This is a genomic window from Aestuariibacter sp. A3R04, from assembly GCF_018860805.1.
Lineage (GTDB): Bacteria > Pseudomonadota > Gammaproteobacteria > Enterobacterales > Alteromonadaceae > Alteromonas.
Window position 1 is genome coordinate 97490 of sequence record NZ_JAHKQR010000011.1, and the last position, 13651, is coordinate 111140.

General features: G+C 45.9%; 15 protein-coding genes. 6 read left to right on the forward strand and 9 right to left on the reverse strand.

Features of this window, described 5'->3' with window-relative positions; translation table 11 throughout:
• Window positions 1-96: 96 nt before the first annotated feature.
• The 6 genes from KO518_RS09780 to queF form a co-directional block, all read right to left on the reverse strand.
• Window positions 97-1104 carry an isocitrate dehydrogenase gene (locus KO518_RS09780; protein ID WP_216025669.1) on the reverse strand — a complete coding sequence of 336 codons (1008 nt, stop codon included), beginning with the start codon at window positions 1102-1104 and terminating at the stop codon, window positions 97-99.
• 240 nt (window positions 1105-1344) lie between these two features.
• A complete protein-coding gene (locus KO518_RS09785) occupies window positions 1345-2952 on the reverse strand; it encodes a hypothetical protein (RefSeq protein ID WP_216025670.1) in 1608 nt (535 codons plus the stop codon).
• Between the two features lie 12 nt (window positions 2953-2964).
• Window positions 2965-3339 (reverse strand): DUF3192 domain-containing protein, encoded by a 375-nt coding sequence (locus tag KO518_RS09790; protein WP_216025671.1) that lies wholly within the window; start codon window positions 3337-3339, stop codon window positions 2965-2967.
• A gap of 132 nt (window positions 3340-3471) precedes the next feature.
• Window positions 3472-4848, reverse strand: a complete 1377-nt coding sequence (gene ppnN / locus KO518_RS09795) for a nucleotide 5'-monophosphate nucleosidase PpnN (RefSeq protein WP_216025672.1) — start codon at window positions 4846-4848, stop codon at window positions 3472-3474.
• Between the two features lie 32 nt (window positions 4849-4880).
• Complete coding sequence (locus KO518_RS09800) at window positions 4881-6395, reverse strand: GGDEF domain-containing protein (protein WP_216025673.1); 1515 nt, start codon at window positions 6393-6395, stop codon at window positions 4881-4883.
• A 34-nt stretch (window positions 6396-6429) separates the two neighbouring features.
• Complete coding sequence (gene queF / locus KO518_RS09805) at window positions 6430-7269, reverse strand: NADPH-dependent 7-cyano-7-deazaguanine reductase QueF (RefSeq protein WP_216025674.1); 840 nt, start codon at window positions 7267-7269, stop codon at window positions 6430-6432.
• A 97-nt stretch (window positions 7270-7366) separates the two neighbouring features.
• On the opposite strand from queF, the gene syd reads away from it, so the two are divergent.
• The gene (gene syd / locus KO518_RS09810) at window positions 7367-7912 is read left to right on the forward strand and encodes a SecY-interacting protein (RefSeq protein WP_216025675.1); all 546 of its coding nucleotides are present in this window, start codon (window positions 7367-7369) and stop codon (window positions 7910-7912) included.
• Between the two features lie 44 nt (window positions 7913-7956).
• Here the strand turns inward: syd and KO518_RS09815 are convergent, their stop codons facing one another.
• Window positions 7957-8241 carry a hypothetical protein gene (locus tag KO518_RS09815; protein WP_216025676.1) on the reverse strand — a complete coding sequence of 95 codons (285 nt, stop codon included), beginning with the start codon at window positions 8239-8241 and terminating at the stop codon, window positions 7957-7959.
• Window positions 8242-8465: 224 nt separating this feature from the next.
• Between KO518_RS09815 and KO518_RS09820 the strand changes: the two genes are divergently transcribed.
• Both KO518_RS09820 and KO518_RS09825 read left to right on the forward strand, forming a co-directional pair.
• On the forward strand, window positions 8466-8825 hold the full coding sequence (locus KO518_RS09820; protein WP_216025677.1) for a DUF3192 domain-containing protein: 360 nt from the start codon (window positions 8466-8468) through the stop codon (window positions 8823-8825).
• Between the two features lie 199 nt (window positions 8826-9024).
• Complete coding sequence (locus tag KO518_RS09825) at window positions 9025-9672, forward strand: GNAT family N-acetyltransferase (protein WP_216025678.1); 648 nt, start codon at window positions 9025-9027, stop codon at window positions 9670-9672.
• A 931-nt stretch (window positions 9673-10603) separates the two neighbouring features.
• On the opposite strand, the gene KO518_RS09830 is transcribed toward KO518_RS09825, so the two are convergent.
• Together KO518_RS09830 and KO518_RS09835 are read right to left on the reverse strand one after the other, a co-directional pair.
• On the reverse strand, window positions 10604-10906 hold the full coding sequence (locus KO518_RS09830; protein ID WP_216025679.1) for a DUF3301 domain-containing protein: 303 nt from the start codon (window positions 10904-10906) through the stop codon (window positions 10604-10606).
• Window positions 10903-12030, reverse strand: a complete 1128-nt coding sequence (locus KO518_RS09835) for a DUF3549 family protein (protein WP_216025680.1) — start codon at window positions 12028-12030, stop codon at window positions 10903-10905. The genes KO518_RS09830 and KO518_RS09835 overlap by 4 nt, the downstream gene beginning before the upstream one ends.
• 50 nt (window positions 12031-12080) lie before the next feature.
• On the opposite strand from KO518_RS09835, the gene KO518_RS09840 reads away from it, so the two are divergent.
• The 3 genes from KO518_RS09840 to KO518_RS09850 are packed head-to-tail and all read left to right on the forward strand — an operon-like array spanning window position 12081 to window position 13622.
• Complete coding sequence (locus KO518_RS09840; protein ID WP_216025681.1) at window positions 12081-12401, forward strand: YqcC family protein; 321 nt, start codon at window positions 12081-12083, stop codon at window positions 12399-12401.
• Complete coding sequence (locus KO518_RS09845) at window positions 12398-13159, forward strand: pseudouridine synthase (protein WP_216025682.1); 762 nt, start codon at window positions 12398-12400, stop codon at window positions 13157-13159. Before KO518_RS09840 ends, KO518_RS09845 begins: the two co-directional genes overlap by 4 nt.
• Before the next feature lie 16 nt (window positions 13160-13175).
• Window positions 13176-13622 (forward strand): flavodoxin domain-containing protein, encoded by a 447-nt coding sequence (locus KO518_RS09850; RefSeq protein WP_216025683.1) that lies wholly within the window; start codon window positions 13176-13178, stop codon window positions 13620-13622.
• Window positions 13623-13651 lie beyond the last annotated feature (29 nt).

Sequence of the window (13651 nt, forward strand, 5' to 3'; positions counted from 1 at the left end):
TCCAGTTTTTGGACAGCTGTACGTGGGCAAGCGCTGCTAAACCGACAAAAAAAGCGGGCACAGCCCGCTTTTAGTGAATCAAGATCACCACGCCTGTTACAGACGCTCTAGTACGGCCTCTGTAAATTCAGTGGTTCCAGCCTGGCCACCCAGATCCCTTGTGGTCCGGTCACCAGTTTCAATCACTTCTTTCAGTGCACTGCGAATTTTTTCTGCTTTATCACCCATGTTCAAATACTCAAGCATTTGAATAGCGGCAAGGATAACCGAGGTCGGGTTGGCTAAGTTTTTACCCGCAATATCCGGGGCTGAACCGTGAACAGCTTCAAAAATAGCACAATCTTTACCAATATTCGCGCCTGGAGCCATACCCAAACCACCTACAAGTCCGGCACAAAGATCGGAAAGAATGTCACCAAAGAGGTTGGTTGTAACAATAACGTCAAACTGATGAGGGTTCATTACGAGCTGCATGCAAGTGTTATCAACAATCATTTCTGTTGACTCGATGTCAGGATAGCGCTCACCTACTTCTCTTGCGACCTTGAGGAATAACCCCGAAGTAGACTTGAGGATATTGGCTTTATGGACCGCGGTAACTTTCTTCCGTCCTTCCCGGCGAGCGAGTTCGTAAGCGAATGTGACGATTTGTTCTGCACCTTGGCGGGTGATTTTACTCATTGCTTCTGCTTCCTGACCGTCTTCAGAGACAACCTGACCAAGGCCAGAGTACATGCCTTGGGTGTTTTCGCGCACTGTGATTATGTCGATATCTTCGTAGCGAGCTTTCGTGCCTTTAAAAGAAAGAACAGGGCGAACATTGGCATACAGCGCAAATTGTTTTCTCAGGCTTACGTTAATCGATGTAAAACCTTCTCCTACTGGTGTAGTAAGCGGGCCCTTCAGGGCCACTTTGTTTTTTGCGATGAGATCAAGCGTTTCCTGAGGCAGAAGCTCGCCGTGATTCTCTAACGCTACCAAGCCTGCCTCTGCATAATCATACGCGAAGTTACAGCCTACTTTGTCCAGTATCTTCGTTGTTGCATCGATAATATCCGGGCCAATGCCATCGCCGCGAATGACAGTAATGCGTTGTTGAGTCATGTTGAGGAATCCTTTGATAATTCTTGTCGTAAAACTTCGTTAGGTTGCAAGTGCATGGCGGGGTTTCCCACTTAGCGAAACACCGGACTGTGTCTGTGTTTTTACGTTAGAAGCTTATTCCACAGTGGATAGAATGTTCCGGTGATTGTATCCATTTTACCGCAATCGGCCGCCTTGTGACAGAATTCAGGCTTTACCTACACATAAATACGGTGAATGTTCGTCATAAAACCATTGCGGCTACTCTGTTAGAGGAAGCCAAAGTAGCGGGCTGATATCGCGTTGTATGGTCGTTATGTCTGCGTCTGATACTTTCAGTACACCTAGTGATTCACGGTAATAACGCGCGTCATCGGGATGGGGAGAATGAGCGAAAAGCCATCGATTGGTAAGTTGTAAGCTTAAACCTGCGATCACTGAATCAGCTTTGATCCTGACAGGAATGTCAGACGCCGATGATCCGCTGTGAGAAAGAATGCTCTGATAAAGAGCGGGTTGACGCCACTGTGCAGCCAGCGTAACCGCCATTTTTTGCATGGTGTCATTACTGTCTTTGGCAAAGCTATCCAGTCGGTGTGCCGGCCCCGTCGCTGCCGGCCATTTTTTCCGGGTTTTTAGCGATGGCAATGAATAGAGTGGTGCTATTGAAAAAGTCGCTAGAAGTGCTGCACATTGTGGCGTTAAACTTGATGTTGGACTCATTTCAGCCAGTCTGCTCGCTACGCTGGCGCCAACATCGCTAATTCGGTTACAGGTTGCGAGTAAAGGAAAACCTTTTTGTTGCAACCGCTGAGTTAACGCACGCAGAACCAACATGTCGGCAAGGCGCTGCAGACCGTATGTCATTACTGCCTGCTTAACTTCGTTCACAGCAATGCGTAAGCGATTTTCCTGCCCGGCCATTTTCTTGAGAAAATCAGCTAGAAAGGGGTGTTTGTTCAGTGCCGCAACTAATTTATTAATATCTAAGGCAGAGTCTTGTAGCATCGTGACAATAGACGCCAAATCAGCAGGTAAATTACTCACTGGAAAACTTCGCGGGGCAAGGTTCTTTAACGCCAATGCTGATACTGGGGATTGATTTAATAACTTAGACCACTGGGAGAAAGAAAGTATGGCCCGGCGTTGAATTTGGGTTTTTGAGAGCGAAACATCTGCAAATTCACTTTTCTGATCTAACCAAATTAATGCCCTATCCGGAGACAGATGATTAATCAAAACCCCTTGTTGCTCTTTATAAATGATCTCGCAACCAGGCAAGGAGTCTAAAGGGTAATTTACTAATGCCGCAAAACAGTGCCTCTGATGCACTGGAATATGGGGTATGGCCCGTTTCAATACGTCAACGATGGCAAGTGTTTTATTATTGCAAATCGCCACGACGAGAATGTACCAGCGCTGTTCGAGCGTGAGGGTTTGAATTCGTAAAAAGGCAATAGGGGAATGGTGGTCAGTGACGCGGCTAAGTCGACTAAGCTCAGTAAAAAGTCGAAGTTTTTTTTGTAGCCAGAATGCTCGTTGTACCTGCATGGCGCGTTCTGTTTGCCTGAGTGCAGTAACACAGAAGGTCGCCGCAACGAGATGTTGCAGGTAATGATCGTTGTACTGCTGAAGGATTCCAATAAAGGCCATGAGGCTAGCATGACGCAATGCTGTACTCGGACGTTTTTGATCGTCACCTGAAAGGTAGAACAACGCCAGCAGGCAGTCGGGGTTTTCCCTACCCTGTCGCAGCAAAGCACTGGCTGTTTTCTGAGCGCAATGTGTGGCTGATGCATTGGTATCTTGCAACAGTGTATTCTCTGCTTGTGCAGCTAAAGAAAGGAGCGCGTGTATATGGTCCGTCACAAATAATGCGTTCTAAGACTTCAGATAACTCTGATAAGCACCGTCACCCCACGCAATAAGCTGATTGTTTTCAAACAGGAGTGGCGTACACTCATCTTGTGTGGTCAAGCCATCAGCCCGGACATGTTGGGTACGATAGAACATAACCTGGATAGTGGTGCCAGATTCCATTTTTGCTTCCGTGATATCTGGTGACCCCAGAAGAGCAAGGACTTCCTCCCGCGTTGAACCCAGGCGAAGCTTGGTGATCTGAACTTTGTTGTATTCCTCTCTGTCCTGCCAGTCCATATTTTCGGGTTTGTCCGGATAAAAAGACATTACCAGAAATACAAACAATGCATAGGCACCGACACCAAGAAAAATGAGCCTTGCAACCTTACTATTCATCCTTCATCACTTTATTCCACCTGATGTCTACAGTGTACCTTAAAAGTGACAAGCGAAGGAACGACAAAATCGTAACAAACTTTAATAAGTTGCATTGTCGATGATGCCGCCCTGTCTCGTTGCTGGCCCCATTTACGAGCCATTGCCCTGCTGTGCCTCAATGACATAGCAGGGTTCGTAGTCGGTGCCCGGTAGTTTCATCCGTTGCTGACGGACGAAGGATTCCAGTAGCATATCGATGCGCTGCATTAGGGCAGCTTCACCGTTTAATTTAAAAGGCCCGTGCTTTTTTATTTCCGCAATGCCTTCAGCTTTGACGTTCCCAGCGACGATGCCTGAAAACACTTGGCGCAGTGTCTTTGCAAGGTCACTTACGGGTTGATCCTGAACAAGGGGAAGTGAAGCCATGGAGTTATGGGTTGGGACGAATGGAACCTGGAATGCTTCGTCAATTTTCAGCGACCAGTTAAAACTGAAGGCGTCACCCATTGCGCGTCGGTAGCTTTCCACTTTACTCAACCCTGCCCGCAACGTTCTTGCTACTTCCGGTGGGTCGTCAACAATAATTTGATATTTTTCTTGCGCAGCCTTCCCTAAAGTGGCGCCGACAAAGTCATCAATAGCCTCAAAGTACGCCTTCGATTCGGCGGGGCCGGTAAGCACAACAGGGAAAGGTTGCTGTGCGTTGCGCTCGTTCATCAAAATCCCCAACAAATAGAGTAATTCTTCTGCAGTGCCAACACCCCCAGGAAATATTACGATACCGTGGGCCAAGCGAACAAAGGCCTCCAGACGCTTTTCAATGTCAGGCATTATAATGAGCTCATTGACAATAGCGTTGGGGGGTTCTGCCGCAATAATACTCGGTTCAGAGATACCAATATACCGCCCTCGGGTATAGCGTTGTTTTGCATGTCCGATTGCAGCGCCTTTCATCGGCCCTTTCATCGCGCCTGGACCGCAACCGGTACATATATTCATTTCACGCAAGCCGAGCTGATAACCTACTTCTTTTGTATATTTATACTCGTGTTGTTTTATTGAGTGACCACCCCAGCATACAATGGTGTTGAGTTCATCATTGCCTTCCAGTGCCTGGGCATGACGAAGCATGTCGAATACCATATCGGTAATCGCGTTGCTTTCACAGGGGGCCTCTTGGTGAACAAAAGCATATTTGTTCCCCATGAACAGTAAATCCCGGAGTACGGCAAATATGTGTTCGTGAACCCCATTTACCAGCTTGCCGTCAACGAAGGCAACCTCCGGTGGATTGAGCAATTCGATTTTTACGCCCCTCTCTCTTCGGATTAAGCGGATATCGAAGTCGGCATATGGAGCAAACAAAAGCTCGAAGTTATCCTCATCTACACCACTGTTCAATACAGCCAGACAACACCGTCTGAAAACATTAAACAGTTCGCTATTTGTGGTGTCTTGTAGTTTGGCGACTTCTACCTGAGAAAGTTGACTCATCCAGCCCACCGGATTTAACTGCACTTTGTTCATAAAGTATGTCCTGACTGTGCCAACATGTGGCGTTAATTGACTTCAACGCGATTCCGGCCGTTTTCTTTTGCTTTGTATAACAGCTGGTCTGCACGTTCAAATACCGTGTGTTGTTCGTCATCTTCGCGCATCCACGTTCCGCCAAAGGAAGCGGTAATTGTTACTTTTTCCTGTTTGAATTTGAAGGGCAGGCGGGCGAGGGAGTCGCGCATTGCTTCCAGGCGTTCAGCAAGTTTATCGGCATTGGCCTGGGGGAATATGATGACAAACTCTTCTCCTCCCCAACGTGCAATAAATTCGTCTTCTATTAATTGTTTTTTTAAGTGTTGCCCCACGGCTTGTAACGTTTTGTCACCTGCCTGATGACCAAAGCGGTCATTGATAGACTTGAAATAATCAATATCCACCACCGCCAGCGCAAGATTCTTGCCGTTTTCTTGTGATGCAGAAAAAGTCTTATCAAAGCGCTCGTTGTAGGCTAGCCGGTTAGGTAGTCGGGTCAAGGGGTCGGTGTGACTAAACGTTGTCTGTTCGGCGAGTTTTCGGCGGTACAGCAGGGTTTGCTTTTGCAGTGCACTCATTTGTTGCTGCATACCGTTCAACAGGGTCATGAGCGCTTGTTGATCTTCATTGTCCTCGGCTTTTTTATTTTTAATCGCAGTAGACAGTGCTGCAATATTTGCCTGGGCATCTGTTTTTAGTTTTTCCAGAGAATCTGATTGCCGCAAAGCACCTTCCATATCAAGAAGGTGATCTTCAAACTCGTCATCGCGTTTTTTACGCGCTTCAAATGCGGATTGAGACGATGCGATACTGTTGCTGATATCTTTGCTGAATCCACCCAGGGCACGGTGGATTCTGTGAATCATTTTGCCGCTTAGCGAGGCTTCTTGCATTGCATCGCTTACTACCATTCGAATGATCACAATACAGGTTTTTAGTAATTCTTCTTCAGATAGCGGGGTGACAAGCTTGCTTTTGAGATCAGTCAGGCGGGCTTCGGCTTGTTGCTTGCCGTCGTAGCTGTCAATAAGTTGCGAAAGTTCTGATTGAATTTCGCGAAACAATTTGGCATGTAATGCATCGTTATCTGTGGATGCTAACTCTCCGGCGCTATTCTGGGTACCGACCTGCTGTGGTGTCACTGAGCCAAATAGCGTTATGGCTTTTATGCACAAGGATTGCAATTCAAATAAATTCGACACGGGCTGTTGAGCTGCCATGAGCAGTTGGGCACTCTGCTTTTGAATAACAGAGTCTGATGCAAAGGCTTGCTGATATTGTTTTACTGTTTTTTCAATGGCTTTAATACTCAGTTGTGAATGCTGTTTTATCGAAATATCAGCGTGTTGAATAAGCCCTTGAATTTTGTTGATACTCACCGTAGCCAAAGTGAAATCTGGTTTACCTGACAAATGATTGCGAAGGTTCTTCAGTTCATTGTCAGTATCTGCAGACAGGCCTTCGTAAAACGAGCTTAGCCGGATGATAAAAGAAGAAAGCAACGCATTGAATCCTGATATCGCTGCTATTTGTTTGGCGTCCATGATGCTCCTGATAATAATATCAACAGAAAAAGTACTATTGTCGCGCAACGCGAACATTGCTACCGGCATGCTCAAAGTTTGAGCGAAAAGGGTTGATGTCCAGACCGCCGCGTCGGGTGTATCTGGCAAATACGGTCAATTTTTCCGGTGAACAAAGCCGGTTAATATCACAAAATATTCTCTCAACGCACTGTTCGTGAAATTCATTGTGTTGGCGAAAACCAATAAGATACTTCAGCAAGGCTGATCGTTCAATTTTGGGCCCTTTATAGCGAATTTGAATACTGGCCCAGTCCGGCTGGCTAGTGATAAGACAGTTGGATTTTAACAAGTGGCTGACCAGCGTTTCCTCTACCGTGTTCGTTCCCACTTTAAGCAAGCTGCTGTCCGGGGTGTATTTGTCTACGGTAATATCGAGATCATCGATAACGTCGCCGGCTAATTCAGCCATGGTCAAAGATGAAAATGCCTCGGGAAGAACGATTCTGACTTTTACTTCACTGCCAGCACACCGGGAAAGGTCAGTCGCCAGTGTTTTCTCTACGTCATCGGGAGAGGAAAACGGGCTTTGATTGAAGCTATTAAGGTATAACTTAAAAGACTTTGATTCAATGAGCGAGGGTGAAGTCACCGGCACACGACACTCTACAATAGCGACCTGGGGCTTGCCTTTTGTATTTAACCACGATAACTCGTAACCAGTCCAAATGTCTTCTCCAGAAAACGGGAGGTTGTCGTCAGTAAGGGACAAGGTCTCCCGGCTCAGTGCCCGCGGCACGGCTTGCAACAGCAAAGGGTTATAGGTTGATTCATAGTCAACCGTTTTTCCCAACGTGAGGTGGGATGGAACCTCGAAGGTAGTTTTATCTGTCATATAGTCGCTGGCAACCTTAAAAACAGGGTTGTTTACATTCCTTTTTAGCCGGATTCAATGAATAATTACTCCTAGTGTAAACTAAAAGGCACCATAAATGACCCTTCCCGTAGAACAAAGTTTAGATGTATTTTTTAATAAATTCCTGAAATTAGCGCAAGAAAAAACAAAATTGCTGGAAATTGACTACGATGAAGATTGGCCATCTCCCTGTTATCAAAGTCAGGCTAAAAATGGCGAAACCGTAAAGTGGCGCCCGGTAAGACAGTCGCCAAGGGGAACATTCGACGATTTGTCTGCAGCCCTTTCAATAAACATACATCCTGATTTCAGTGCCTATTTTTCCGCTTACTACAGCTTTCACTTGCCTGCAATAGCCAATCAGGGAGAATGTGAGTTACTGCAGGTCTGCAGCGAGCAGGATTTTAGACGACTTCAAGAAAACCTGATTGGACACGTACTTATGAAACAACGACTTAAACAATCGCCAACCTTGTTTTTTGCGCTTACTCAGGATGACGACTATATCATCTCCCTGGATAATGGTACCGGCGAGGTGGTGCTGGAACGTGTGGGGAAGACGCCAGAACGTGTGTTGGCACCAAATATGGCGACGTTTATAACCGATCTCAATCCGATGTGAATATGACAAAGGTGCCCGATGTTAGTTGGGCACCTTTGCGCTATTTACTGTTTATCTGCTAAGCGTTGCTCGAGGATCTGCACTGCGGCTTCTAACTGTGTGATGCGTTTTTCCAGCAATGCTAGGTTATTTGGGCTTTCAGTAGTGTCTGTGTTTACGACTGGTCTTTTGCGGCTGGCATTGAAGCTTTTTACCGCTTCGATAGCCTGAGTCACCGATACTTTAAATGGCGCTTTATTGCGCAACAGCCCGACACTTGGCGTTAGTCCGTCTCTTTCCATTTGATGACAAACCATGACAAGTTTTTGAATGATATCTGAGTCTGACATGACATTTCCTGTAACTGACCTCATGTTTGAGGGAGAATGCTAAGAGAAAACAAGTTGGTTAAGGTAACTAAATAATAGTTGCTTTAACTATTAAATAGGTTTTTTATACAATCGGTTTTTTGTTTTTTTATTTTAAATCATGTAGTTAAGAGTTGGTCTGAAAGTTGATTAAATCACTGCACTGTCAAAAACGAAAACACAATTTTGTATTAAAGGAAACAATAATGAAACACGCCGTTCTCGCCCTAGCTATTTTTGCTCCCCTGACTCTGTCAGGTTGTGTTATCTCTGTAGGAGGAGATGATAGTCATTATTCGTCTGACTGGGAAGATCGCGAATACAACAATCGTCAGCATGTAGCGCAATTGGAAAACAGTATGACCTATGAATCTGTTGTTCGGAAAATGGGTGTAGCCGATTTCAATGAAATGGTGGAGAAAAACGGTCATGCTTACCGCATTCTGTTTTACCGGACACAACGGAAAATGGACGATGGTATGACAACTAAAGATGAATGTACGCCTTTAGTATTCAGAGACGGCATGTTAGTGGGCTGGGGCGAAAGCGCTTACCAGTATCTTTAACCAATACCTGCTCCAGGCTCGCTTTCATAGCGAGCCTGTTTGTTTTTTCTCTATTTTCCTGCTTTGCCGACGAGCCAGGTATTCAGCTTAAACTAAGAGTGAAGTTAACTTTGTGTTAACAATTTGGTTTGAATTGTGTACAGTTGTTTTTTTCTGCAATACTAAAACTGTTTAGTTTACTTCTTGGGGAGATACCGTAATGAATCACGCAACTGATGAAAGGGTAAAGCCTGAAAATATTCAAGCCATTTTCCTTACGGCAGACGATCTTAAAGTTGCGGCGTCTATTCTGTATAACGCGTATTTTGATGACCCGTTGTTTATGGATATCTTCCAGGCTGAAAGAGAGGGATACGAGGGACGGTTGCGCGCTGCTATCAGAGAAGAACTCGACGCGTTTTGGGAAGCAGAGCAACCTATGATTGGCTTGTTTGACAATACCCGTTTGCTCGCCGTCACATGCCTTACTAAACCCAACAGTGACTTTTCAAGTGGACGGTTTTGGCACTGGCGTTTGAAAATGCTATTAACTGCAGGTTATTTCAGTACCAAAGCCATGGTAGAAAAAGAAGAGAAAATTCGCAATAGTATGCCTGCGGATGCGTATCACATGGTGTCTTTTATCGCGGTACACCCATCATATCAGCATTTGGGACTGGGACATATTCTCATGAATGCTATAGACAGTATCGTTAATGAAGACAACGCCAGCGAAGGCGTTGGTGTGTTTATAAGTCTGCCCAAGTACCAGCGCTTTTTCCAGGATGGCATGTATCAGCACATCACCAGTCTTACGATATCGCAAGTCAGCGGTGATATTATGTTTAAGCCTAAACCCTTGTCTTAGACGAGTTGTCGGCAAAGACGCATTGGTGCACGAATTACCCACACGTGGAACTTTTTGCTCGTCTATTATCTAAGGCGATCCCCTTTCATCGGCAATCACTTTACAGAATGGATGTAAAACCTGTTTGCACCGATGCGCAATCCTCAGATTGCTTTGTAAGACATGTCTTACAAACGCGTGAGATATTCTACAAAGTATTGTGAAGTTTTTATTATACCAAAGTATAAAGTTATTGTTTTAATTGTACTTTTTTAAAATACGCAAAATCAATTCTGAAGTTCAGTAACTTTTTTTAAAAAAGCGTATCGCAGGAAATTTTAGCTTCAGTAATATTAGTCGTGTCACAGGGATACACGACGAGTCAGGATGATTTGCACGGAAGCCCAATGGACAACCAAAGGATTGGAATATCAGCGCAGGAGGTGCTGATAAAAAAGGACGAAGGAAAAGGGATACGGCCAGGTAGGCTATTAGGACAACTTCAGGATTGAAGCATACTGTCAGGGAGACAGTTTGAAGGGCATAGGACGCACCGGAGGTGCATCAGGACAACGCCGGGACTGGCGATTACCACAACAGGGATGGGTGGTTCACAGGATAAAGGGAAAGGGACGAGAGTCAGGAAGGCTCATCTGGACAACCTCAGGAGCGAGGAATATCACACGTAGGGATGTGTGATTAACAAGGGATAAAAGGAAAGGGATCTACTCATGGATTCGGGTAGCTCGCTCAGGATGATGCGGGATTAAGACGGAAAGGGGCGTATAGGGATTTTTATCTGGATGGTAAAGGTCGCAAAGGAACGCTGAGACGGAAGCTCAAAATTTACAAAAAGCGGTGACGTCTGTCACCGCTTTTTTGTGCCTGCGTTAAACGCAATCTACCCTGGGAACATTGCTACTTTGGTTGCAAATACATTGCGGTGTTGTTATTACACTCGGTATGGCGGCAAGTGGGTTCGCAGTACTTTCTTTCCTACCAAGACCATGTCGCCGGTATACCTGTCTTCACCATTACCGGAAAACTCGAACTGGAACTCAGAATGCCAATCTGGCTTACCGTATTTGAAGGTAAGTTTGGTTGATTTTCTTGCGAGTGTTAATAGTTGCAACTGGTGGGTTTCACAATAGCGGTTAATATGCTGATATGCCGCTTCAGAAATGCCTCTGATCCGCCAAAATTGAATACCAATAAACCCCAACAGCATTGTTAGGCAAAGTTCTGCCAATGTCATGATTGTTTATCACTATGTTGGGTGAACAGGCGGCCAAATGCACGGGCAAGGCGCTCACTTCGATGTGGCGAGCGCAGCACTCCAAGCACGTGTTCCCTTATTGCTGGAATTTGTACTAGGTCAGAGAAGAAGCCAGTAAATAATTTGCCGTTAAATTCGTCTCTTTCGTCTAATCTGGCTGCGTGTTCGAAAAACGTCACCAATTGCGTTGAACTTAATTGATCATAATGCCGTCCTGCGATAACACTCAGTGTGTCTATATCTAACTGAGGGCGCGCTAAAAGGTCACTCAAAGTATCCCGAACCGCAGGATCTTTTTCGTGGGAACTCATAGCTCGCAACGCCGCGAGTGTCAGGGTTGGTGCTTTCTCAAAGCGCTCCCTTATAAAAAGACCTAGAAACGCTTTGAAAGTGGCTGTTAGCGGCACATTTTCGCAACTTTCAAGAAGTGTTTTTGCAAAATCGGGCTGAAATGATGTCAGGTTTTGTTGAAGCGTGTTGTCGTGTTCCCCAGTACTCATGGAAAGTGAAAAATCAGCCACAGCTTGAATGGAGAGTTGGCGCCAGTCAGTGATTGCAGGTGCCGCTACGTATTGCGCTACCGCTGACACACCACTGCTGAGTGGTAGAGACAAATGCGCTTTCGTGATGGCGCTGAACTGGGCCATCTGAGATTGTGTTGGAATGAAAGAGTAAGGGTTGTCGGGTAGCTTTTCTGCCTGCCTGCCTTCCACCGATTGTCCCAATGCATCGATGATGATTTGCAAGAAGTGATTGCGGGCAGCGACGACAAGAAGGCCTCTTTCGTCTACGGGGAACTTCACAAACCAAATATAGTGCTGTTTAACGGGCTTCCCTGACCAAAAAACAATGGCAAACCATGCGTGCTGCTGCCTAGGGCGGGGGCAGGGGGTTAAGCCGTTTTCTAAATCCAGGAAGGCTTGAGATTCCATTATGTGAACCCCGCGCCCGAGATCGAAAAACTGAAAGTTTGTCCCTGCATGGAGTAAAAACTCACTGAGAGTAGTAATAGTGTGCTGCTGCCTGCCTGACATGATCTCTTTACATTCACTTCTGATAAAAAGCGCTATGATAACGAGGTCGGTGGTATTTGACCACAGCATTCAGTGACATGGTATTATAGTGAGCTAAAGTCGTAATGTATTGAGTCGGTATGGGAAACTACGTTCGGGTCGAGGGGTTGTTACAACGCCTGGAAAACACGTTAAAAAAGAGTGAGCTGTGGTCAGACAAGACTCCGGAAGAAAAGGCTTTGAGCAGTCAGCAGCCATTTGCTTGCGATACATTGTTGTTTGAACAGTGGCTACAGTTTATTTTTCTTCCTCGAATGCGAACACTGGTTGCGGAGAATCAGCCATTACCCGCGTCAATGGCATTGCTGCCTATGGCTGAAATTCACCACGGCGACAATGTTGCATTGATGCGGGTGCTCGCGGAACTGGATAAAACTGTTACAAAAAGCACCGTGAAATGAATGTTGTCACTGAACAAATTGACGACAGCGTTCGTATTTTATACCAAGACGATTATTTGGTTGTTATGGACAAACCACCTGGGTTGTTAGTACACCGAAGTCCAATTGATAAACGTGAAACAGAATTTGCAGTACAGAAGTTAAGAGACGTCGTGGGGCGGCATGTGTTTCCGGTTCACAGGCTGGACAGGCCAACGTCGGGTATTCTCGTTTTTGCTTTTGACGGTCAGACGGCGAGTAAAATGGGCCAAGCAATGATGGCCAAGCAAATTGAGAAACAATATACCGCATTGGTAAGAGGTTGGTTGAAAGGGGCCGGATTCATAGATTATGCGTTGCGTTTTAAGGCAGATAAATTTGCCGATGCCCATCGGGTTAAGCCCGTCGCTCCACAAGAAGCAACGACGGAGTACAGCGCTACAGCACACTACCGGTTGCCCTTTTCTGTCGGACGTTATTCGGAGGCGCGTTATACGCTGGTGAAGTTGCGTCCTTTTACCGGACGCAAGCATCAGTTGCGCAGGCATTTAGTGCATTTGCGTCATCCCATCATTGGCGACACGACCCATGGGGATGGAAAGCAAAACAAATTTGCCAGAGAGGAATTGGGGTTTCGCCATCTGGCTTTGTCCTGTACATGTATGACTTTTACTCATCCGGTAACTGGCGAAGCGATTTCCGTAAGTACACAGCCACACGAGGATTTTCTTCGTTTGTTGGCTGATATAAAACGCTTTTCTGTCGAGATAAATATATAGAGCATATGAGGAAGAAATGGCTGGAGTAAAGATATTAGTGGGCAGTGTGTATGGCAATGCGCAACACGCTGCACAAATGGCGGAAGCATTGTTGGTAAAAGAGGGGATCGATTGTGAAGTGTGTGATGACCCTCAGTTGAGTGTTGTCACTGATGCCGATGCGCTGTTGGTGATAACTTCTACTACCGGGCAAGGCGACATTCCGCCGAATCTGGAAATGTTGTTTTTAGATTTAAAGGCTCAATTTCCGTTGCTGAATCGCAAACCCTTCGCTGTGGTTGGGCTAGGGGACAGTAGTTACGGTGGAACCTATTGTGCAGCGGGCAAGCAGTGGTTTGAACTGCTGACTGAGTTACAGGGAGATGCGCTGGCGGAACTACTGGAGGTTGATGCGATGGAATGTTTTGAGCCGGAAAAACCAGTAGTGGAATTTGTCGACGGGATAAAACACGGACTAGTTTAACAAAAAGCGCGAACCTATGTTCGCGCTCG

Coding starts and splice junctions, on each gene's coding strand:
- KO518_RS09780 (WP_216025669.1), bottom strand. CDS start 1,104: ATGACTCAACAACGCATTACTGTCATTCGCGGCGATGGCATTGGCCCG.
- KO518_RS09790 (WP_216025671.1), bottom strand. CDS start 3,339: ATGAATAGTAAGGTTGCAAGGCTCATTTTTCTTGGTGTCGGTGCCTAT.
- ppnN (WP_216025672.1), bottom strand. CDS start 4,848: ATGAACAAAGTGCAGTTAAATCCGGTGGGCTGGATGAGTCAACTTTCT.
- KO518_RS09800 (WP_216025673.1), bottom strand. CDS start 6,395: ATGGACGCCAAACAAATAGCAGCGATATCAGGATTCAATGCGTTGCTT.
- queF (WP_216025674.1), bottom strand. CDS start 7,269: ATGACAGATAAAACTACCTTCGAGGTTCCATCCCACCTCACGTTGGGA.
- syd (WP_216025675.1), top strand. CDS start 7,367: ATGACCCTTCCCGTAGAACAAAGTTTAGATGTATTTTTTAATAAATTC.
- KO518_RS09815 (WP_216025676.1), bottom strand. CDS start 8,241: ATGTCAGACTCAGATATCATTCAAAAACTTGTCATGGTTTGTCATCAA.
- KO518_RS09820 (WP_216025677.1), top strand. CDS start 8,466: ATGAAACACGCCGTTCTCGCCCTAGCTATTTTTGCTCCCCTGACTCTG.
- KO518_RS09825 (WP_216025678.1), top strand. CDS start 9,025: ATGAATCACGCAACTGATGAAAGGGTAAAGCCTGAAAATATTCAAGCC.
- KO518_RS09830 (WP_216025679.1), bottom strand. CDS start 10,906: ATGACATTGGCAGAACTTTGCCTAACAATGCTGTTGGGGTTTATTGGT.
- KO518_RS09835 (WP_216025680.1), bottom strand. CDS start 12,030: ATGCTGTGGTCAAATACCACCGACCTCGTTATCATAGCGCTTTTTATC.
- KO518_RS09840 (WP_216025681.1), top strand. CDS start 12,081: ATGGGAAACTACGTTCGGGTCGAGGGGTTGTTACAACGCCTGGAAAAC.
- KO518_RS09845 (WP_216025682.1), top strand. CDS start 12,398: ATGAATGTTGTCACTGAACAAATTGACGACAGCGTTCGTATTTTATAC.
- KO518_RS09850 (WP_216025683.1), top strand. CDS start 13,176: ATGGCTGGAGTAAAGATATTAGTGGGCAGTGTGTATGGCAATGCGCAA.